The following is a 19,364-nucleotide window of genomic DNA, read 5'->3' on the forward strand; positions in this document are numbered from 1 at the left end:
GTCATGCCGTCGATGAGGTGTTCGTAGCCGGTGACGGTCGCGTCGGGGAAGTATCGGCGCATGTGGTTGATGCGCCGGTCGACGCGGTCGGCCGGGACGCCGGCGTCGACGACGTTGCGCCGCAGTTCGTCGAGGATGTCGGCTGACCACAGGGGCCGGTAGGCCTCGGCTTCGGCGAGCCGGAGCAGGGTGTCACAGAGGTAGGCCGGGTAGAGCACGCAGGCGTCGAGCAGCGCGGGGAACGTCACGGCCTCTTACCGGGTTGATGTGGGGGCCGCGGTCAGGGTGTAGAGGTCGTCCTCTTCGGCTTCGGCGGCCATCTGGTCCAGTGCCTGGCGGCGTTCCCGGCGGGTGCGGTCGCGGTAGTCGAGGATGTCGCGGAGCATGACGCGGCGGTGCCGGCCGCGCATGGTGTAGGGAATTTCACTGTCGGTCAGCAGGCGTACCAGAGTGGGGCGGGAGATATTGAGCAGGTCGGCGGCTTCCTGGGTGGTGAGCATGGTGTTGTGCGGGGCGATCGAGATCGCCAGGCCCTGGGACAGAGCGGTCACGACGTCGTGCAGGATTCCGTAGAGCTCGTCGGGGATGTCCATCTTGGAACCGTCGGGGCCGACCAGCCGTGCGCGTGCGGGCTCCTCGAGCCCGGCCAGGCGGCGGGCGAACCGGGCGAGGGTGGAGTTGTCCGCGGGTGGGAGGACTGTTCGCTCTCGAATCACGGTGGCCACGACTCCAGGCTACTTCTATTCGAAAAATCCGCAAACAGGTCGCGGCTGGGTGGAGGTCGCGCGCGGAGACCGGCCGCAGGTCGCCCGCGGCCCGCGGTCGCAACGGGTGACCGGTGTGCCGGCCGTCCGTCACCGGGCGGATCTGCGGATGCGACTGGAGTCCATGAAAATAGTGGATAAAAGTAACATTTTGACAACTCGCCGGAGTGGCAGTTCGTGACGTAGAGCGACCATCGTGTGATCCTGCGGGTGAGCATGATCTGCACGTCCTCGTCGGCGTCGTACCGCTCCCGGCCACGCCGCACCCGGACCGCGATCTTCTCCGCCGCGTCCAGGATGTCCGCCAGCCGCTCCTCGTCCCGCCGCACAGACAGCCGTTCAGACCGGCACAGCCTCGGCGAGCACCCGGTCACGGATACGCAGCTTCAGCCCGCCCTCGGTCGCGACCTGCGTGAACACACCCAGCAGGTCCTCCACCGCGAGCGCGAAAGCCGCCATGTCGAAGTATCCATGACCAGGCCCGACATCGATCAACAGATCCAGATCGCTGGACCCCGTGGCCTCACCACGCGCCACCGACCCGAACACCCGCACATTCCGAACCCCGAACCGACGCCCGACAGCAAGAATCTCCTCGCGATGCGCACGCACCTCGTCCGAACGTCACCGGAGGCCGCTCCCCCGCTTGCGGGCATCCCTCCCGGCTCAGGCGTCACTTAGGATCTGTAATGAAGTAACAAATGCATCCCCGGGAGCGTCTTCGCAGGTCACGGACCTACAGAAGGTTCAAGATGAACAGGTTATTTCATTCCGCCTCCTTACCTCCTGCCCGGACGGTCCGCCGGCAAACCGGGAAATACCGCTTTCGTGAACAGCGGTATCAAGCTTCACTGCCCATAGGAAGGATCGAACTCGCCGGAAGTCGACTCGGGAGTGCGCGGCCGGAGGCTGTTCGGCGTGCCGCGCATCCACCCGCTGCTGGGTGGCGGATCTCCGCTGTACTTCGAGCCGTTTGACGTCGATAGATGGTTGCAAATCACTGTAATGGGGATGCAGGTCGCGATGGTCGCCGTCGTCGGGGTGGACCTGCGTCAGCCAGGAATCCGCGCTAGCATGACTGCCATGTGATTATGCAGGAAGACGGCGGAAGGGTGAGAATTATGGCCCGTTTGTCCGAGCAGCTGGCCTACCTCTCGAGGCGTGCCAAGGCAGCCGAGGGTGCTGCGGATGCTGCCGAGGCCGAGACCCGCGAGGAGCTGGCGGCCAAAGTCGAGCAGGCTCGCGCCAACGCCGAGCGGCACGCGAGCGAGCTTCGCGAGAAGGCCTCGGACGTGACCCAGGAGGCTTCCAGTCGGTGGCGCGAGATCCAGGACCGCTGGAAGGACCACGTGAGCAAGGTGCGTGCTGAGGTCCAACAGAAGCAGACCGAGCGCGACGCCCAGCGTGCCGAGCGGCGCGCGGAGTACGCGGAGGACGACGCCGTCTGCGCGATCTCTTTCGCTATCGCCGCTGTGGAAGAAGCCGAGTACGCCGTCCTGGACGCCACCTTGGCTCGCGCCGACGCTGCGGCCGTCAGCACCTGATCCTCATCTCATTGCCCCGGATTCGGTTGGCGACGCCCTGCTCGGCTTTTGCGCGCGGGCGTGGCTCGGCCTGTAAGACCTGGCAGACATCCCGCCGTCAACGCAGGGGTGCTGTTCGCCGACGCCCGCCGCATCGCCGGGTTCATCGGCTTCTGGTTGGCAGGCAGGGGCCGCGAGACCGCGTGCTTGGTCAGTCGGATCGATCAGGACCACATCCACCGTCAAGCCAGCCTGGGCGCATTTCACCGCGGCTTGCCTTGCCCTGTTCAGATCGGACAGACCGTCGGTCACGAGGAGAATCCGCACAACCAACGGTCTTGGGGCGAGTCCCTCGCTGTGCTGCCGAGCGCGGTCAGGCGCCGCGGCGATGTCGGTCCCATTGTCCGGCCGCGATGGTCATGGGTTAACGTGCGTATGCAGGCACAGCGCGTGCTGGGCGAGCCGGCTGGTGTGCGCGGTGACCGCCAGCCGGGCCGGGAGCCGCTGGCGGCGCCGATCGCCTGCCCTACGCTGCTGTCTCCTCCCGAGAGCACGCGCGCCACGCGAGGGACGATGCCGAGACGACTCGAATGTCACTCATGGTCACTATTTGCGTCAACTGGGCGAGGGCCATTGTTCCGTACGAACCGGCCAACGGGGTCACTACCTGCTCGTTCGCCGGGCACCCGATCGTCCCGATCGATAGGTCGAACCTATCGACCCAGGCCAGACGTCAACTACGCAGCGTGGTGGACCTAACGCACCACAACAAGAACCGTTCGATCACGGTTCCGGGTCCCGAAATCATCATCCGCCCGGTCGCCACGCGGTCACCGACCTGGGACGATTCCCGGTGACCACGCCGACCGGAACATCATCTAGCGGATCGGACGGATGTTCCGTATACCTGGCGGGTTCCAAGGTTCCGGTCCGTAGCCATCCACCGGCAGAACCAGGAGCTGGGCGACGGGATCCGCCTCATCGACAGAGCCGGCTCACCCGGCGGCTATCAGGTTGTCCGAGGCGGGCCAGAGCGGGGCCGGCTTCAACGTGCGCCGCCAGACCTACCGGGTGATCAGTCGCATCGACGACGGGGTGCTGGCCGCGACAGTCGCCGCGGTCGAACCCAGCCTCGCCCAGCGGATGCGCACCGGGAATGTGTTGCAGTTGTTGCAGTTGTTGCAGTTGGAGCAGATGAGGCAGGTGGGGCAGGCATGACCGAGCTGCTGCTACGCGATGCCGAGGCTCTCCACCGCGCCTTGGCGACGTCCGGTGGAGAGGTGAGGGTGGCGTTCTCGCGCGAGACGGCCGAGCTGGTCTCCCGGCTGCTCGACGCCCGGGTCAGAGGCGAGGAGCTCGTCGCGGCCCCCCGCGCCGCCGAGGTCACGCCGACGGAGGCAGCGGTGCTGCTAGGGATGTCACGTCCCCAGGTCCGCAAGCTGATGGACCGCGGCCTGCTGGAGTTCCGCAAGGTCGGCGCCCACCACCGTGTGCGCGTCTCGTCGATCCGGGCGTTCCTGGAGAACGAGCGCCCGCGACGGCGCGAGGCACTCGCCGAACTGGCCGCCGTGCAGAACGAACTCGGCCTGACCGAACGACCCCCGTCCGCGAGACCGACCTGATCCGCGTCGTTCTCGCGGACGCGAACGTGCTCTACTCCCGAGTCCTGCGCGACTACCTTCTCTACGCCGCCGACCAGGAGATCATCGCCGTTGCCTGGAGCCCTGCGATCCTCGCCGAGGCCGTCGAACATCTCAGACTGAACGTGGCCCGCTTCGACCGTGCTGCCGCCCAGCGTTTGGTGACAGCGATGAACCGCGCGTTCCCCTTCGCCGAGGTCGAGCCCGCCGAGGCGGATTTCCGCGCACTCGCCGACGTGTGGCTACCAGACGAAGACGACCGGCATGTCCTGGCCGCGGCCGTCGCCGCGGAGGCGAATGTGCTCTGCACATGGAACGTCAAGGACTTCCCGGCCGACGCCGCGGCGGCCGCCGAATCGAGGTGCTCACCCCCGACGAGCTGCTCTGCCGGCTCGTGGCAGAATACGAGCCACAGGTGCTCGCCGCTCACCGAACGGCTGTCGCGTCCCTGACCGGCGCGACCGACAGGTCGACGACCGCGGCCCTGCGCCGAGCCGGGGCTTCGACAACCGCCGATCTGATAGAGCGCCTCACCGGAAGCTACTGAACCTCCATCGGCGTCCGCACGGCGGCGCATGCCAGCGGCATTGTGTTCGAGGGTGTCTCCGGGTCAGACAGGAGCCCAGCCACGACCTGCCGGATCTCGCCCCAGAACGCCGCGAGCGACCTGCGCGCCGGTCAGTTCCAGCCGCGCGGACTCGCCACACACGGGAGCCCTCCATCCGCAGCCTCACTCGGACCGCCACGCGGTTGAACGACTACCACCAGGAGTCGACTGCTGCGGAGCCACAGGAGGCTCGAACCACCTGCCTGGCCCGCCGACCTGCAGCTTCGACGGGCGCGAGCACGTCCAAGACGTGAGAACCGCCGGTAGCGGAACCCGTAGAAGGTCTGGGTCGCAGCGACCGACATCACGGCCCGGCCAAGGACGGCGGCCAGGTAGCGGTTGCCCTTCCCGGTCCGGGCGGGCTTGGCCCGCCCGGCGGACTCCCGGTCCTTCGGGGCCAGACCGGCCCAGGCGGCCAGGTGGCCGGGGGTGGGGAAACGGGACGCGTCGACCCCGACCTCCGCGATGATCGCCTGGGCGGCGGTCGGGCCGATCCCGGGAATCTCGGCGAGGCGTTCGGTCAGGCTGAGCCGCCGGCCCGCCCCGGCGTCGGCGCCGGTCGACGCCGGGGGGCCTCGGCCGAGGGGTCGTCCGCCGCCCCACCGACGATCTCCCCGGTGTCGGAGTGGACCTGGCACGGACGTACCGCGCGGTCCTCGGACTCAGCGGGCGTGACCGGGCAGGGACGTCCAGCGGTCCGGGTCGGCGCCGCCGAGCCAGCGGTCGATGTCCGCGCGCCACCACACCCGGGTGCCGCCCCAGGCCCGGGTGCGATTGACCGTCGCGGCCGGCGCGGGCGCGACGGGATCGATCCGCAGCCGACGGTCGACGGCCTGCCGGGTCAGACCGAGGACGACGGCGATGTCGGAGGACCCCACGAATACCGGCGGCTCATCCACGGGATCCGACGATAACCGGCCCGGTCACGGATCCGCTCCGGCTCCGTGATGGCGACGCTCCCGCCGGCATGAGCAGACCACGCCCATGACGTCACGGCTGCTGACCAGCCACGATGACAACCGCGATGAGGTGGCTCGGGCGGCCGAGCATCATCCGGCCGTAGCCGCGACCGATACCTAGTAGTACTAGACGAGCAAGTCCGAAGTCTGGGCTCGCGGTGGCCGGGCATAGGGAGAGAGCTTCAAGGCCCTGCTCGGCCACCACAGCGAGACCCGCTGGCTGCGCCACGCCCGGGCGCACCTGGTCGGGGCCCCTGCCTGCCCGGCCAGCCCGGCCAGCCCGGCTACAACAAGCGGCTGACGTCGGCGTTGCCGCTGGTCAAGACCTCGGCGCCTGGGGAGGGCCCCAGCCATCGGCGTCGTCGGTGAAATCGGCATGGGGCTCGAAGGCGAGGCTCCGGACGTATCCCACGCGCCGAAGACAATGTCCGCGGAGAGTTCGATCGGCACGTCTTGCCATCCAGCGAGGTAGGCAGCGAAGTACGTGGGCAGGACTGGGATAACTCGACGTCGGTCCTGATGTCAGGGCCGACATCCAGCAGGTACCCGCACGCCGACACTCTGTTCCAGCGATGCTTGCGGGCGACCAGCACGCTAACAGAGCGAACCAGCGTCAACGTCGCCGACCACCGCGCACGCCAGTGGGCAGGAACAACGAGCAGAGGGCACGGTGGCGGGGCAGCCCATTCTCCTCGGCGGCAAGACGCTCCGCGGATCACGCGGTTGCGCGGCCGATGCATGGCACCTGCTCGCCACCCTCGACCACGACCGGGGTCCCGTGTTCGGCCAGGACGACGTGGAAGCCAAGACCAACGAGATACCCCAGCTCCTCGTCCTGCTCGTTCGGCGAGGGTGACGTCGTGGACCTTGTCATGATCTGCTGAACAGCAACTTACCAAAACGCTGCAAGCCGCCCGGCGGATTCTCCCGCATGCCGTTCCTTTGGCCACGCTTGACTCTAATTCGAATTAGGTATAGAAAGAGTAAAGACAAAAAGTACACCGCCAGGAGCGGCGCGGTACGGCCAACGAACGCCAACGCCGCAGGGTGCGGTCCGGTGGAACCTCGAGGGGAGCTGTCCGCATGACGAACTCCGCATGACGAACCTTCCCGATGCCGTCGAGGCGATTCGTGCGTTCACGGCCGGACCGGCCCCGGCGACGTCCGTCGCTGCCTCGCACTCCTCGCGGACGACATCGTCCGCTCCGAGGGTGCCGCCAAGACCGGGGCGATCCAGGTCCCGCTCAACACCTACCTGCGTGGAGGCCTCTTGCGCCACCAACTCACGGAGACGGCGGTTGAACAGCGATCGGGGTGGCCGGCTGGCGGCGAGAAAGTACGTCGCGGCCGGGGAATCCCTGCGTCTGCCCAGGTCACGGGCTATTTCGCGCCGCCCGTGTACACGTACAGCGTTGGAGCCGGGTCGCACAGCACCAACAGCATGGAGACTCCTTCCGAAATCCCGAGAGGGGCCTTGACAGGGTACGCGGTAGCCTTACTGAATTGGTTTCAGAGTTTCTACTTTCCGTCTCCTTCGCCGGTGAAGTTGGCATTGGCGGCCTGCTGCGTCGTAGGCGGAAAAGTGAGGCTGCGCCGGGCAGGAAGGATCCGAAGCTCATGGCTCGTGCGGCTCTGACGTCGGCTACGCGGTCGACCCTCGATCTTTTGGCTGAATACAACCTCAGTCAGCGTTGCAACCTTCTCATCGGGAGCAACACGATCAGTGCCGAGGGGGCGATGTTAGGTTTTCTGCTCGACCGTCTGCTGCAGCGTGCACAAGCTCGGGGTGGGCCCTACCGAACATTCTTCACCAACTCAGGTGTCGAAGCGGTCGGGGCGGCCATAAAACTGTGCCGGCACTCGTCGGTGCGGCACAGGAGGGCTAATGACGGTAGCGTCCTCATCGTCGATCCAGAGCAGGATCTGCGCGTCTTCTTTGATCCCACAGAGCAGGGTTCCTCACAGAGTCTCGCACCGGGACTGTGCTTCGTCGAGTCTCTCGACGTGGCGGCTGACCGACTAGCGGAAAAGGCCTGGTCGGGCGTGATCGTCGCACGCTCAGAATGGGAGGCTCGGCCCCGCCTGCACGACGCTTTCGCCGACGCTGGACACGAATCGGGCGCCTTACTCGTCCTCTCGAATCTCGGCCGCGACTTGGGCGGCACGTACTTCAGTCAGAGCGGGATACAGGCCGACGCCCATATCTTCGGAGAGGACCTCTCGGCTCGACAGCTTCCTTTCGGATGTCTGACCATGAGCCAGCGGGCTCATTCAGTGTGGAACAACATCAAAGACGCCGCCGCGCATACCACCACTTTCGGCGGGGCCGCCGTCTCACTTCGCGCGGTACTGGAGGCGCTGGATGCCGCTGACCTGATCGAAGCCGAGGACAAGATTGTCCTCAAGCGTATCGAAGGTACGATGACGGCGCGGGTACGAGCATTCCATCACTACGTGAACCCCCCGATGGCCCGTCTCAACGACGCCATGGGAATGGCTCTCGACATCAAGAGCGCACTAGGTAGCCGGCTGGTGCTCTCCGACGGGCGGGAGATCATCGATTCCGGTGGTGGATCGGGTAGCAACTTACGCGGCCACAACCCTCCGGACCTGGTGGAGAACGTCCTCACCGCGCACCGCCCGGACGGGCGCTACTACGATCAGCTTGAGTCTGTGCTGCAGGTACTGACGGGGTATCCACACTCGGTGCCCGCCGTGAGCGGTGGTACTGCCGTTGATCTAGCTGTCAGCTTCGCCATGCTAGCGCAGCCGGATCGTAAAACCATTGTCAGTTTTCGTGGCAACTACTCCGGGAAGACTCCCATCTCGCTCAGTCTCAGCAAGCATGGCACGCTGTTGACCGAGTCGGACAGAGAAGCGTTCCGACCGTACTATGCCAATCTTGAGTACATCGACCTCGATGAACCCGGCTGCGAGTCTCGGCTGAAGACGGTCCTGAACCGGCCAGACGTGGCATTGGTCTGGCTGGAACTCATCCAGGGCGCTGAATGCCGGCCTATCCCCGACTCGATTATCGAGTTAGTACACCGCTGCAAGGCGTCGGGAGGCTACCTGGTTGGGATCGACGAGGTGCTGACCGGCGGGTGGCGGATCGGTGGAGATTTCCTGGTACATCGGCGTCTCGCGCTGAATGTCGATGTATCGGCGATGGCCAAGCCCCTGAGTGATATGACGGTGCCGCTCGGCGTCGCTCTCGTTACCGACGATGTTTACCGTCGCGCGGCCGCGAGAAACCCGAAACTAGTCGAGAAGCTCACTCGGCACTACCGGTGCGAGCTCAGCGCGCATATCGCGCTGAACGCACTCTCTGGATGTGCAGATCCCGAGCGAATCGTGACGGCGACGCGGCTGCAGGAGATGTTCGCCGAAGGCCTTCGGCGCATCTCTGCACAGTCCAGGATCTTTGCGGCCGTCTCGGGCGAGGGCGGACTGATACGGCTCACTCTCTCTCGCCGCTGGTTCCCGTTCCACCGCCGCTCGGCGCTGGGGTGTGCGCTCGAAATGGCCCTCGCCGAGCTAGTGCTGTCCAACTGCGGGGTCTTCGTGCCGATACTCCGCTTTCATCAGCGGATATTCGCCGACGAGGCTGAGCTGCGCGAAGTTCTCAACAGACTCGAGCGCGGAACCCGCCAGGTGCGCCCTGTACACGTCTATGTAAACGCCGTACGGGGCCTCCTAACCTACGCTCGCCGAGCGCGCTACTTCCGCTCGGCGGTCGATTGGGCGACAGAATAGTGTTCACCTTCGACGCTGCGCTGAGGTATGGAACAGTAGAACAGGTAGGGCTGACGCGAGCCCTCTCGACGCCGCTCACACCCAGTCTGACTCGGCAGACCGCAGAAAGATGAGGTGCCTGCGAGCACGCTTGAAGGTACCGATCCCGGAAAGGACGGAGACGCAATGGCGTATTATTCTCCGCTGGACAGCCTGGTGACAGACGATCCCTACCCGTACTACAAGGCTCTTCGAGAAGAGCAGCCGGTCTACTACAACGAGAAGGACGACTTCTGGGCGCTGTCACGGTACGACGACGTCGCAGGGGCACTCCACGACCCGCTCTCGTTCTCGGCACGCAAAGGCACGGTGTACGAGGACCAGACGCTTGAAGAACTCCCGGTCCCGATGATGGCGTTCCTCGATCCTCCGGACCACACCCGGATGCGGACCATGGTAAGCGGCTCCTTCGTGCCCAAGGCTGTCGCCGGTTTCAAGGTGGCTTTCGGTCGGAACTTCGTCGCACAGTTCGACCGGCTGCCGGGAGCCGAGCTGGATGTGTGCCAGGATCTGCTCCTCCCGTGGGCGATCGAGAACGACCTCGAGCTACTCGAGATCCCGGCGGAGTCTCGTCCACTCTGGCGAGAATGGCTCAATGCGTGCTTCCAGCGCAAGCGCGGAAACATCAGTTTCACCGCGGCCGGGGAAGAGGCCATCGGGCATATCATGACCTTCCTGGCCGAAGAGCATCTGCCTCGGCTTTACGCCACGGAGGGAACATTCCTGTCCAGGCTGATCAATGGAAGTGCCGACGGTGACAGGATGTCAGAGGCGGAGGCTCTCGGGTTCTTATTCCTCATGGCACTGGCTGGACCGGAGGACGTCGCTCGGACAGCCGGATATGTGCTGGCCAATGTTTCGGCGCAGCCGAGTGTGGTGGAGCTGGTCCGAAATGATGAGCCCGCGCGAATGAACGCCATTGATGAGACCATCCGCCGGGATGCGTCCACGCAGTACATGCGAAGAACAACGGCCTGGGATGTTGATATCCGCGACACGGTGATCCCCGAGGGTGCGCGCGTGCTGCTGCTGTTCGGCGCGGCCAATCGGGACCCGGAACTATTTTCCGATCCGGACACGTTTGATATCGATCGCCGGAACTCTCGCCTGGCCATGGGCTTCAGTCGAGGCATACACAGCTGCCTAGGCATTCACGTCTCCCGCCTACAGATGGTCGCCGGGCTCGGCGAGTTCTTCAACCGCGTCGAGAGTGCTGAGTTGGACCTCGACGCCGCCGAGTCGGTGCACGCGATGAACATCACCGGCTTCCAGAGGCTACCGGCCCGGCTCAAGCTGAGGTGACGGCGTGGGTTGACCGCCAGTACGGACCGTCAACCGAGTGAGCTGATACCGACGAGATGGAGTTGAGATGACGACGGTTATGATCAACGCGATAACAGTGCCGCCTGGGGTTGAGGACGAGCTGGCGAAACGGTTCGAAGCGCAAAGCGCGTTACTCAGCGGGCAGCAGGGTTTCGTGGATTTCCAGCTGCTGCGTCCAACGGACGAGCGAAACCGGTGGCTGGTTGTCAGCCGGTGGGATTCGGCGGCCTCGTATGATGCCTGGAAGAACTCGGCCGTATTTGACCAGATGCACCGCGGTCAGCTATCGGGACACGGACACCCCGGGAGCTCGCCTACGCACGGCGACGGTCCGCTCGCCATCGAAAGTGAGGTCTGGTCCTTCGAAGTCTCTACGACGACTGCATAGCGACGCCGCCATGCTCGAGGCCAACAGAACCGAGGAACTGGAAGATGCCGCGGTCCGCAGCGCCAGAGCGCTGGCACATCTGAACGCAGCTCATTCCGACGACTGCCTGATCATCGGCCGGGAGCTCGGTAAGGCAGCCGATGCCATCTCCGCCGTGGCCACCGAGATCGATGGCCACGGGATGAATCTTCAGGTTACGACCCCCGCTGACCGGAGGGATCTATGGATTCCGTTCGCCGGCGGCACGGATGCCCCGGACCGCATCAGGGACGAGGTGACCCGGCTGGCCGGGCTGGCCCGGTGGATGGCGGATCAGGGCGGCGGCGGAGCCGCCGGTGCCAGCGGGGATGCGGAACAGCTGCAGCCGACTGGGGTGATCTCGGGACGGACCTCCCCTGCGGGCAGAGCCGTCCTCACCGCGAAGGGGATCGAGAAAAGTTACCGACCGCGATTAGCGTGGCGGCAGCAGAGCCGCGTGCTCCGGGGAGTTGATCTCGAACTGTTCCCCGGGCAGATCGTGGCACTGGTTGGCGAGAACGGGGCAGGCAAGTCGACCCTGCTGCGGATACTGGTGGGTCTGGAAACTCCGGATCTGGGTGAGCTGCGTCGCGTCGAGCGGGTCGGATACTGCCCGCAGGAGGCGGCTCTGTACGCCCGGCTGACCGTTCGGGAGCACTTCCGGCTCTTCGGGAGCGCGGTCGGGTTGTCAGTCGAACAGATTAACCAGGCGGCCGAGGAACTGCTCGATCAGCTGTCCTTCGCGCAGTACGCGGACTCGGTGACCGACGAGCTGTCGCTTGGTACCAAGGCGAAGCTGAACTTGGCGCTGGCACTGCTGGGAGAGCCAAGACTGGTTCTGCTTGACGAGCCCCACGCCAGCTTCGACTGGGATACCTACCTACGGTTTTGGGAGCTGGCGAAGCTGCGACGTCAGGATGGCACCTGCATTGTCATCGTGAGCCATCGTACGGATGATACGGAACTGTGTGACCAGGTCTACAATCTTTCCAATGGAAAACTCGGACGGGTCAGCTAGTGAATGCGTTCCAGCTATCGCGCCTGTTCGCAGTCGACTTTCTTAGGCATCGACTGAACTGCCTGCTGCTCGTATGCTTCCCCGTCGTGTTCGTACTCGTGTCCGCCGATGCACTGACCGACTTCGCGCGCGTGCTCGGAGGTCACACCGGCCATAATATGATGGGCTCGTTCTCGGCGGCCTGGGCTGGTGCCATAAGTGCTGGTCTGGGCACCTACTTCTCGACGAGCCGCACCAGGGGCGCGGACCACCTGGTCGATCTGAGGACGGCCCGCTGGGATATCTCGATCGCGCGTCTGGCGCTCTTCGCCCTGGTGGGGGCTGGCTGCTGGGGGTCCGCGCTGGCCGCGCTGCGTGTGTGCACTGATGTCAACGTAACCCTGCAGATTGCCGTTGGAACAGGCCTTCTGGTTGGGACCTACGGTTGCTTCGGGGCGATCGTCGGCTCTCTTGTCCATGATGAACTGACGGGCAGTTTGGCTCTCGTCGGGGTGTGGATGCTCGACGTCTTCCTGGGGCCGGCGATGGGCGGCGGCTCGCTGCGGCTGGCGGCTCTGGTGCCCTCCCGCCCGTCGAGCGAGGTCATCATGTCCGGCGTCGACGGCTTTCCGACTGCCCTGCTGGGCGGCATCGTGTGGCTCTCGCTGTCATTGATCGCCAGCTTTGTTCTGCTCGACCGGCAGGTGGCCCACGCGGCGGTGGCGTGGACCCGGGCGAAGTTTGAGGTCAAACCCGTCGGCCAGCGAGATCCCGGCCGTCACCCGGTACCGGTCGGATCTCAGGACTCACGACCGATCGGCCGCCCGGCGGCCGAGCTCACCCGGTCGACGATACGAACATACGCGCGAAACCGGATCCTGTTGCTGGTGCTGCTGGCCACACCCGTCACCTTTGTCGGGGTCAGTTTCTTCATGTTCACCGGAGTGCAGGTCCAGGTGCCCGCGGCCATTGACAACCAGGCGGTGCTGCTGACCATGGCGATGCCCAAGCTGCACGGTGCCTACATGGGATACATGACCGTGTCGTTCCTGTCCGCCGTGGCAGGTCTGTTTGTCGTGATACGTTCGAGGGAGGCCGACTCGCGGCTGATTGTCAGCGGTTACCGCCGACGTAGTATTCTCATCGTGAGGTTGCTGACAGTCGCGGCCGCGTCCTGTATCGTCAGCCTGGCGGCACTGCTCGTAGGTTTCTGCGGCTTCCGGCCGGAGAACTACGGATTATTCGTGGTCGCGTATCTGCTGGGTTCGGTGACGTGGGGATGTATCGGTGCCGCTTTCGCGCCGGTCCTCGGCCGCGTCGGGGGAACGTTGTGCATGCTCCTGCTCCCTTTCCTCGATGTCGGTATCGCTCAAGACTACATGCTGGGTCCGCAGCTGCCGGCGTGGTCCGAGAACTTACCGTCGGCGGGCTCCGTGCAAGTCCTGATCGACTCTGCGTTCAGCACGAGCTTCCACAGCGCCACCGATATTGCGCTGGCCGGCGGCTGGCTGCTCGGCGCGGTGGCGGCCGCGACAGGAGTGCTTCTACTGTCCCTGCGGACGATCGCGAACTCCTCGATCATGAACGGCTTACCCGAGTAGACTGCGGCCGAGAGGACCGCCGGCCCTCAATGTCGCTACAGGTAACAGTCAACGACCCGGCTGGGGATTTGGGCACCATCGAAAGGAAAGGATGATATCCGTGAAGGTCAGGGTGGACATCACGGTCTGTGAAGCCAAGCGGCAATGCAACTTGATCGATCCGGCGCTCTTCTCCCTGGACAGTCAGGGCTACAGTAACATTGGCATCGCGCGAGAGGTCCCTGACGGTGACGAGGACCAGGCCGAGCAGGGCGTGCACGCGTGCCCGGTGCAGGCACTCAGCACCTACTCGGACTGAGCTTGCCGTTTAATCGCCAGAAGGCCGTGGAGGCCGCTCAACATTCCTCCGAACAGCTGATCAGTCTCCGCCGTTGAGGTAGGTGACGACGGCCCGGACGCGGCGGTGCTCGTCCGGGGTGGGCAGCAGCCCCAGCCTGGTGAAGACACTGGCGACGTGGGTCTCGACGGTACGCAGCCCGACGACGAGGCGGGCGGCGATCGCGGTATGGACAGACCCTGCGCCATGAGGCCGAGGACGTCGCGTTCCCGTTCGCTGAGCGCGGCGAGGGCGCTGGCGGGCGCCCGTCTCTCGACGAGGGCCCGGATGACGATCGGGTCGAGCACCGAACCTCCCGCGGCGATCCGGCGGATCGAGGCGAGGAAATCGTCGATCTCGATGATCCGGTCCTTCAGGAGGTAACCCAGTCCTCCGGCGTCGGCCGTGAACAGGTCGAGGGCCCCACCGACCTGGACGTGCTGGCTGAGCAGCAGCACGGCGGTGGCCGGATGGTGTTCGGGGTCGGCAACATCTGGGCCCTGGACATCAAAGTCGGACAAGGTCGATCATCTGCTTCCGCGACTCGGCGGTGTAGAGCAGTTTTGATCTCGGCACCTGCGATCCTCCTTGAAACTATTGCTCCAAAGAGCCCAGACGTGAACAGAATCGGGTCAACTTCAGCCCCGGCCGAAACCCGAATTTTGGAGCCCAACAGGGCGTCCGGCCGCGGATGACGCGGAAGCTTGCGATCCAGGGCGTCCGCTGACGCCGACGACAGCGGTGAGCCGCCCACCGCTGTCGTCGGCGTCAGCCCGCCGGCCGTTGTTGATCTCCGCGACCGGGGCTTCCCCAGGGCCGCTCTCACGCGTACAGCATGGCCCGCCCGGGGTCGTGTAGCAGCCGCCCGACCTCGACCAGCACCCGCGAGCCCAGTTCACCGTCGACGAGCCGATGGTCGAACGACAGGGCGAGCTGGGTCACCTGGCGCGGCACTATCGCGCCATCCACGACCCATGGCCTCTCGCGGACCGCGCCGAAGGCGAGGATCGCGGCCTCGCCGGGGTTGAGGATCGGCGTGCCAGCGTCAACGCCGAGGGCGCCGATGTTGGTGATCGTGACGGTCCCGCCGGACGTCTGCTCCGGCGAGGTCCTGCCTGCCCGGGCGTGCTCGACCAGCTCGCCCAACGCGGACGCCAGTCCCTTCAGGTCGAGGCCGTCGGCGTCCTTGATGTTCGGCACGACAAGGCCGCGGGGCGTGGCGGCGGCGATGCCCAGGTTCACGTAATGGTGCTGCACGATCTCCTGGGCGTCCTCGTCCCAGCGGGCGTTGATGCCCGGATACCGCCGGATCGCCAGGAGCAGGCAGCGGGCGACCAACACCAGCGGTGTGATCCGCACGCCGGCCCAGTCCCGGTCCTCCTTGAGGCGGGCGAGCAGCGCCATCGTGGCGGTCACGTCGACGGTCAGGAACTCCGTGACGTGCGGGGCGGTGAAGGCGGAGCGGACCATCGCCGCCGCGGTCGCCCTGCGGACGCCCTTGATCGGGACGCGGGTCTCGCGGACCGGTCCGGCGGGCTGCGCGGACGCGGCGGCCGCGACATCCTCCCGGGTGACCATCCCGGGCTTGGTCGCCGCGAGCGCGTCGAGATCGACACCGAGGCGGCGGGCCAGCAGCCGCACCGGCGGTGTCGCGCGTGCCCGGGTGGGGCCCGCCACCGGCCGTGGCGGGACAGGCTCGGCAACGCCCACGCCGCGCGGCCGGAGACGACGGCGCCGGTCCGGTGCCGCGCTCGGCCCTGTCCCCACGAGCACCAGCGGCTCATCGGCGCCAGCAGCACCGGCGGTGCTAGCGATGCCAGCGCTGTCACCGTCGTCAGCGGGCTCACCGACAATGGTGACGAGAACGCCGCCGACCTGGACCGTGGCCCCTTCCTCGACGTGGATCTCGGCGATCGTGCCCGCCACCGGCGAGGGCAGCTCGACGACGGACTTGGCGGTCTCGATGTCGACCAGCGGATCGTTGACAGCGACGGTGTCTCCGGCGCGCACCCGCCAGGTGACGACTTCGGCCTCAGCCAGGCCCTCGCCGACGTCGGGCAGCCGAAATGCGGTCCTCGTGCTCATGCGACGTCCCCGAAGTGCAGGGCGCGGTCGACCGCGTCGAGAATCCGGTCGACGTCGGGGAGAAAGTCGTCCTCGACGCGGGCCGGCGGGTAGGGCAGGTTGTAGGCGCCGACCCGCAGCACCGGCGATTCCAGCTCGTGGAAGCAGGCCTCGGTGACAGCGGCGGCGATCTCCGCGCCGATCCCGGCGAACGTCGACGCCTCGTGCACCACGACCATCCGCCCGGTCCGTCGTGCCGCCTCGCGCAGCGCCGGGAGGTCGAGCGGGGAGATCGACCGCAGGTCGATCACTCCGAGCGAGAACCCGTCCTCGCGGGCGGCCTCGGCCGCCCTAAGAGCGGTAGCGACGGTAGGCCCGTGCGCGACGAGCGTGCAGTCGTCACCCTCGCGCAGGACGCGCGCCTTGTGCAGCTCGAGGCCGGGCTCGTCGGCGACCTCGCTCTTGTCCCAGTACCGGCGCTTCGGCTCGTAGAAGACCACGGGATCGTTGCAGCGCAGCGCCTGCTGGATCATGTGGAACGCGTCGTGCGGGCTCGCGCAGGACACGACCCGCAGGCCGGCTGTGTGCGCGAAGTAGGCCTCGTTCGACTCGCTGTGGTGCTCGACGGCGCCGATCCCGCCGCCGGCCGGGATCCGGACGACGACCGGCAGCGCGATGCGCCCGCCCGAGCGGGCCCGCATCTTCGCGAGCTGGCTGACGATCTGGTCGAACGCCGGATACACGAACCCGTCGAACTGGATCTCCACCGCGGGCCGGTAGCCGCGCAACGCCAGCCCGATCGCGGTGCCGACGATCGCCGATTCGGCGAGCGGGGTGTCCACCACGCGTGCCGTGCCGAAGTCCTTCTGCAGGCCGTCGGTCACCCGGAAGACACCGCCGAGCGTGCCGATGTCCTCTCCCATCACGACGACCCGCTCGTCGTCCTCCATCGCTTTGCGCAGCCCGGCATTGATCGCCTGGGCGAGGGTCATGACGGTCATTCAGCGGCCCGCCTCGAGCGCGTCGCGGTGGCGCAGGTAGTCGTGCCGCTCCTGGTCGAGCGCGTCGTGCGGCTCGGCGTAGACGGTGCCGAACAGGTCAGCCAGCCCCGGCCCGGTCAGCCCGCGGCAGGCCTTACGCACCTCGTCCCCGAACGCCGCGAGCTCGTCCTGCAGCTGGTCGAACCACGAGTCCGGGGTACCGAGCGCGCGCAGCAGAGCGTCCGACCGGGCGAGCGGATCACGGCCCTGCCACAGCTCCACCTCCGCCTGGGTGCGGTAGCGGCCCGGGTCGTCGGAGCTGCTGTGCCCGGCGAGACGGTAGGTCTCGGCCTCGATCAGGGCCGGCCCGTCCCCGGCGCGGACCCGGGCGGCCGCCTCGCCGGTCACGGCGAGCACCGCGAGCACGTCGTTGCCGTCGACGTGATAGGTGCGCAGGCCGAACCCTGCCGCGCGGCGGTGCACGGGCGTGCGCATCTGGGTCGTTGTCGGGGTGGAGATCGCCCACTGGTTGTTCTGGCAGAAGAACAGGATCGGCAGGCCGGCGGCGGCGGCCCAGTTCAACGCCTCGTTGACGTCCCCCTGGCTCGCCGCGCCGTCCCCGAAGTAGGTCACCACGATCTCGTCGGTGCCCTCCATCGCGGCACCGGCCGCGTAGCCGGTGGCGTGCAGCGTCTGGGTGCCGAGCACGAGCGAGTAGATGTGGAAGCGGTGCGCGGTGGGGTCCCAGCCGGCGTGCCGGTGGCCGCGCCACTGCGTGAGCAGCTCGGCGGGTGTGATGCCCCGGCACAGCGCGGCGGCGTGCTCACGGTAGCTGGGGAACACCATGTCGCTGTCCCGCACCGCCCGTATCGAACCGACCTGTGCGGCTTCCTGGCCCCAGCTCATCAGCCAGAGGCTCACCTCGCCCTGGCGCTGCAGGGCGAGGGCGGCGTGGTCGAGGCAGCGGGCGCGGGCCATGTCGCGATGCAGCTCGCGGACCAGATCGGGGTCGATGTCGGCGGCTCGCCCGAGGTCGGTCAGAGTGCCGTCCGGAGCCACCAGCCGCAGGGGTGATGCGGGGTAGCCGGGGGCGACCGCGTCGGAACAAGCCGACGCGATCAGCGAAACCGTCATGATGCTCCTCAGCCTGTATCCTACAGAAACAGTGGTCGGCTTGTGTTCTGTGTCTTGACAATCCGCGTGTCGTCGCATAAAGAACGGCCGCCGTCTGGACTGTCGGGTTTGTGCATGAACTCGAGAGAACAGCGGCGGCCGCATGGACAGCATAGACGACATCACCCCGGACGGCTGGCAGGCCGGCTTCGAGGAGATGCTCGCGAGAATCGCGGACCGCTTCTCCACCGGAACAGTCCGACAACAGGCACGATCATACCTGGCTGGCCTCCTATCCACCATGGAACGGAAGAACAGCCGGTCGATCGCCGAATATACCGGCGCACCCGGCCCCCATCGGATCCAGCGGCTCCTGAACACCTACCCGTGGGACTCCGACCTGGTACGGGACATCCTCCGCGACTACGTCGCCGAACACCTCGGGAACCGGAAGGAATACTGGTCGCGGGCGAAACAGGATTCATCAAGAAGGGAAAAGCGACTCCTCGCGGTGCACCGGAAACTGTGTTCATCCGATCACCAGGAGTTGTGGCCAGTGGTGGCCCAGTGCAGCCGCGAGCCTGGTCGGGTGGCCCGGGGGATCGCACCCCCGGGCTCCCACAGAACGGAGCGTGAACCTCTCGGTTCACTCCGCTCTTCTCACCGTGGTCCGGTCGGCATGGATGCCCAGGCCCAGTGCGCGAACAGTCCGGGCTCTCGATCGAGGATCCCGGTCCACCATGCTCTGAACCGCTTGAACGGGCGTAGCCGTCTGTACTTCTTGCCAGCCCACCGCATCAGGTAGGTGTTGATGCGTTGCAGGAGGGGGGACATCTGCGACCGGTAGAACCGGCCGTAGTAGTTCATCCAGCCCGCCACGACCGGGTTGATCAGTGTGGCGAGCTCGCTCAGGTCGTGTCTGGTTCGCGTGTGGATCCGCCATCGGCGGACCCGCTGGCTCATCTTCTTCAACGCCTCGGGGCTGACCGCGGGCTGGAAGCCCACGAACATCGTCCCGTCGGCTCTCCTGGCGCCCCTGGGCCGGAAGGTGTACCCCAGGAACGTGAACGAGGTGTGCTCGTGCGAGCCACGCCGCCTGCCGTCCTTGCAGTACACGATTTTGGTCTTGGTCGGGTGCAGCCGCAGCCCGACCTCGGCCATCCGGCTGGTGAGCGCAGCCAGCACCACGCGGGCCTCCTGTTCCGACGCGCAGTGCACGATCGCGTCGTCCGCATATCGCTCGAACTGCACACCTGGGAAATTCCGGGCCAGGAAA

Annotated in this window: 21 protein-coding genes and 3 pseudogenes; 13 read left to right on the top strand and 11 right to left on the bottom strand. The window is 66.4% G+C overall.

The window, feature by feature from the left end:
- From NBW84_RS12015 to NBW84_RS24260, 3 genes and pseudogenes are all read right to left on the bottom strand, one after another.
- Window positions 1-248 (bottom strand): annotated as a pseudogene (locus NBW84_RS12015) (PIN domain-containing protein); the annotation flags it as partial.
- Window positions 249-254: 6 nt separating this feature from the next.
- The gene (locus tag NBW84_RS12020; RefSeq protein WP_250284568.1) at window positions 255-725 is read right to left on the bottom strand and encodes a helix-turn-helix domain-containing protein; all 471 of its coding nucleotides are present in this window, start codon (window positions 723-725) and stop codon (window positions 255-257) included.
- Window positions 726-1,103: 378 nt separating this feature from the next.
- Entirely contained in the window at window positions 1,104-1,376 is a 273-nt protein-coding gene (locus NBW84_RS24260) for a nucleotidyltransferase family protein (RefSeq protein ID WP_445548699.1), read from the bottom strand.
- Between the two features lie 306 nt (window positions 1,377-1,682).
- Between NBW84_RS24260 and NBW84_RS12030 the strand changes: the two genes are divergently transcribed.
- The 5 genes from NBW84_RS12030 (at window position 1,683) to NBW84_RS12050 (ending at window position 4,379) form a co-directional block, all read left to right on the top strand.
- Window positions 1,683-1,853: a hypothetical protein gene (locus tag NBW84_RS12030; RefSeq protein WP_250284570.1), complete on the top strand. Its 171-nt coding sequence runs from the start codon at window positions 1,683-1,685 to the stop codon at window positions 1,851-1,853.
- Window positions 1,854-1,855: 2 nt separating this feature from the next.
- The gene (locus tag NBW84_RS12035; RefSeq protein ID WP_250284600.1) at window positions 1,856-2,308 is read left to right on the top strand and encodes a YtxH domain-containing protein; all 453 of its coding nucleotides are present in this window, start codon (window positions 1,856-1,858) and stop codon (window positions 2,306-2,308) included.
- A gap of 993 nt (window positions 2,309-3,301) precedes the next feature.
- The gene (locus tag NBW84_RS12040; RefSeq protein WP_250284573.1) at window positions 3,302-3,505 is read left to right on the top strand and encodes a hypothetical protein; all 204 of its coding nucleotides are present in this window, start codon (window positions 3,302-3,304) and stop codon (window positions 3,503-3,505) included.
- Window positions 3,502-3,909, top strand: a complete 408-nt coding sequence (locus NBW84_RS12045) for a helix-turn-helix domain-containing protein (protein WP_250284575.1) — start codon at window positions 3,502-3,504, stop codon at window positions 3,907-3,909. Before NBW84_RS12040 ends, NBW84_RS12045 begins: the two co-directional genes overlap by 4 nt.
- Entirely contained in the window at window positions 3,909-4,379 is a 471-nt protein-coding gene (locus NBW84_RS12050) for a PIN domain-containing protein (protein ID WP_445548512.1), read from the top strand. The genes NBW84_RS12045 and NBW84_RS12050 overlap by 1 nt, the downstream gene beginning before the upstream one ends.
- A 226-nt stretch (window positions 4,380-4,605) precedes the next feature.
- Here the strand turns inward: NBW84_RS12050 and NBW84_RS12055 are convergent, their stop codons facing one another.
- Both NBW84_RS12055 and NBW84_RS12060 read right to left on the bottom strand, forming a co-directional pair.
- Entirely contained in the window at window positions 4,606-5,172 is a 567-nt protein-coding gene (locus NBW84_RS12055) for an IS110 family transposase (protein ID WP_250284579.1), read from the bottom strand.
- A gap of 24 nt (window positions 5,173-5,196) precedes the next feature.
- Window positions 5,197-5,412: a hypothetical protein gene (locus NBW84_RS12060; RefSeq protein ID WP_250284580.1), complete on the bottom strand. Its 216-nt coding sequence runs from the start codon at window positions 5,410-5,412 to the stop codon at window positions 5,197-5,199.
- A 265-nt stretch (window positions 5,413-5,677) separates the two neighbouring features.
- On the opposite strand from NBW84_RS12060, the pseudogene NBW84_RS24265 reads away from it, so the two are divergent.
- A pseudogene (locus NBW84_RS24265) lies at window positions 5,678-5,817 on the top strand (IS982 family transposase); the annotation flags it as partial.
- A 391-nt stretch (window positions 5,818-6,208) separates the two neighbouring features.
- Here the strand turns inward: NBW84_RS24265 and NBW84_RS12065 are convergent.
- Window positions 6,209-6,367, bottom strand: coding sequence for a hypothetical protein (locus NBW84_RS12065; RefSeq protein ID WP_250284581.1), 159 nt, complete (start codon window positions 6,365-6,367; stop codon window positions 6,209-6,211).
- 743 nt (window positions 6,368-7,110) lie between these two features.
- On the opposite strand from NBW84_RS12065, the gene NBW84_RS12070 reads away from it, so the two are divergent.
- From NBW84_RS12070 to NBW84_RS12090, 6 genes are all read left to right on the top strand, one after another.
- Window positions 7,111-9,249 carry an aminotransferase class III-fold pyridoxal phosphate-dependent enzyme gene (locus NBW84_RS12070; RefSeq protein WP_250284582.1) on the top strand — a complete coding sequence of 713 codons (2,139 nt, stop codon included), beginning with the start codon at window positions 7,111-7,113 and terminating at the stop codon, window positions 9,247-9,249.
- Window positions 9,250-9,363: 114 nt separating this feature from the next.
- Window positions 9,364-10,590 carry a cytochrome P450 gene (locus tag NBW84_RS12075; protein ID WP_250284583.1) on the top strand — a complete coding sequence of 409 codons (1,227 nt, stop codon included), beginning with the start codon at window positions 9,364-9,366 and terminating at the stop codon, window positions 10,588-10,590.
- A gap of 79 nt (window positions 10,591-10,669) precedes the next feature.
- Window positions 10,670-10,999, top strand: coding sequence for an antibiotic biosynthesis monooxygenase family protein (locus NBW84_RS24270; protein WP_445548358.1), 330 nt, complete (start codon window positions 10,670-10,672; stop codon window positions 10,997-10,999).
- Window positions 11,000-11,009: 10 nt separating this feature from the next.
- Window positions 11,010-12,035 (top strand): ATP-binding cassette domain-containing protein, encoded by a 1,026-nt coding sequence (locus NBW84_RS12080; protein ID WP_250284585.1) that lies wholly within the window; start codon window positions 11,010-11,012, stop codon window positions 12,033-12,035.
- The gene (locus tag NBW84_RS12085) at window positions 12,035-13,615 is read left to right on the top strand and encodes a hypothetical protein (RefSeq protein ID WP_250284587.1); all 1,581 of its coding nucleotides are present in this window, start codon (window positions 12,035-12,037) and stop codon (window positions 13,613-13,615) included. The genes NBW84_RS12080 and NBW84_RS12085 overlap by 1 nt, the downstream gene beginning before the upstream one ends.
- A 100-nt stretch (window positions 13,616-13,715) precedes the next feature.
- Window positions 13,716-13,913 (top strand): ferredoxin, encoded by a 198-nt coding sequence (locus NBW84_RS12090; protein ID WP_250284589.1) that lies wholly within the window; start codon window positions 13,716-13,718, stop codon window positions 13,911-13,913.
- Here the strand turns inward: NBW84_RS12090 and NBW84_RS12095 are convergent.
- The 4 genes from NBW84_RS12095 to NBW84_RS12110 form a co-directional block, all read right to left on the bottom strand.
- Window positions 13,901-14,452: a hypothetical protein gene (locus tag NBW84_RS12095; protein ID WP_250284591.1), complete on the bottom strand. Its 552-nt coding sequence runs from the start codon at window positions 14,450-14,452 to the stop codon at window positions 13,901-13,903. The two genes, NBW84_RS12090 and NBW84_RS12095, sit on opposite strands and share 13 nt — an antisense overlap.
- A 301-nt stretch (window positions 14,453-14,753) precedes the next feature.
- The gene (locus NBW84_RS12100) at window positions 14,754-16,016 is read right to left on the bottom strand and encodes a dihydrolipoamide acetyltransferase family protein (protein ID WP_250284592.1); all 1,263 of its coding nucleotides are present in this window, start codon (window positions 16,014-16,016) and stop codon (window positions 14,754-14,756) included.
- Window positions 16,013-16,996, bottom strand: a complete 984-nt coding sequence (locus NBW84_RS12105; RefSeq protein WP_250284594.1) for a transketolase C-terminal domain-containing protein — start codon at window positions 16,994-16,996, stop codon at window positions 16,013-16,015. The genes NBW84_RS12100 and NBW84_RS12105 overlap by 4 nt, the downstream gene beginning before the upstream one ends.
- Entirely contained in the window at window positions 16,997-18,109 is a 1,113-nt protein-coding gene (locus tag NBW84_RS12110) for a thiamine pyrophosphate-dependent enzyme (protein ID WP_250284597.1), read from the bottom strand.
- Between the two features lie 196 nt (window positions 18,110-18,305).
- Here NBW84_RS12110 and NBW84_RS24275 point away from each other — a divergent pair.
- Window positions 18,306-18,611, top strand: a pseudogene (locus NBW84_RS24275) (transposase); the annotation flags it as partial.
- 137 nt (window positions 18,612-18,748) lie between these two features.
- Here NBW84_RS24275 and NBW84_RS12115 read toward each other — a convergent pair.
- Window positions 18,749-19,364, bottom strand: a 616-nt coding sequence (locus NBW84_RS12115) for a group II intron maturase-specific domain-containing protein (protein ID WP_250284599.1), incomplete at its 5' end; no start/stop codon positions are given.

The sequence above is a fragment of the Protofrankia sp. CiP1_Cm_nod2 genome (assembly GCF_920664355.1).
Taxonomy (GTDB): domain Bacteria; phylum Actinomycetota; class Actinomycetes; order Frankiales; family Frankiaceae; genus Protofrankia.

What these genes read in the sequence shown, in the direction of transcription:
- NBW84_RS12100 (WP_250284592.1), bottom strand. Translation starts at nt 16,016, where the DNA reads ATGAGCACGAGGACCGCATTTCGGCTGCCCGACGTCGGCGAGGGCCTG.
- NBW84_RS24270 (WP_445548358.1), top strand. Translation starts at nt 10,670, where the DNA reads ATGATCAACGCGATAACAGTGCCGCCTGGGGTTGAGGACGAGCTGGCG.
- NBW84_RS12080 (WP_250284585.1), top strand. Translation starts at nt 11,010, where the DNA reads ATGCTCGAGGCCAACAGAACCGAGGAACTGGAAGATGCCGCGGTCCGC.
- NBW84_RS12045 (WP_250284575.1), top strand. Translation starts at nt 3,502, where the DNA reads ATGACCGAGCTGCTGCTACGCGATGCCGAGGCTCTCCACCGCGCCTTG.
- NBW84_RS12035 (WP_250284600.1), top strand. Translation starts at nt 1,856, where the DNA reads ATGCAGGAAGACGGCGGAAGGGTGAGAATTATGGCCCGTTTGTCCGAG.
- NBW84_RS12070 (WP_250284582.1), top strand. Translation starts at nt 7,111, where the DNA reads ATGGCTCGTGCGGCTCTGACGTCGGCTACGCGGTCGACCCTCGATCTT.
- NBW84_RS12110 (WP_250284597.1), bottom strand. Translation starts at nt 18,109, where the DNA reads ATGACGGTTTCGCTGATCGCGTCGGCTTGTTCCGACGCGGTCGCCCCC.
- NBW84_RS12065 (WP_250284581.1), bottom strand. Translation starts at nt 6,367, where the DNA reads ATGACAAGGTCCACGACGTCACCCTCGCCGAACGAGCAGGACGAGGAG.
- NBW84_RS12105 (WP_250284594.1), bottom strand. Translation starts at nt 16,996, where the DNA reads ATGACCGTCATGACCCTCGCCCAGGCGATCAATGCCGGGCTGCGCAAA.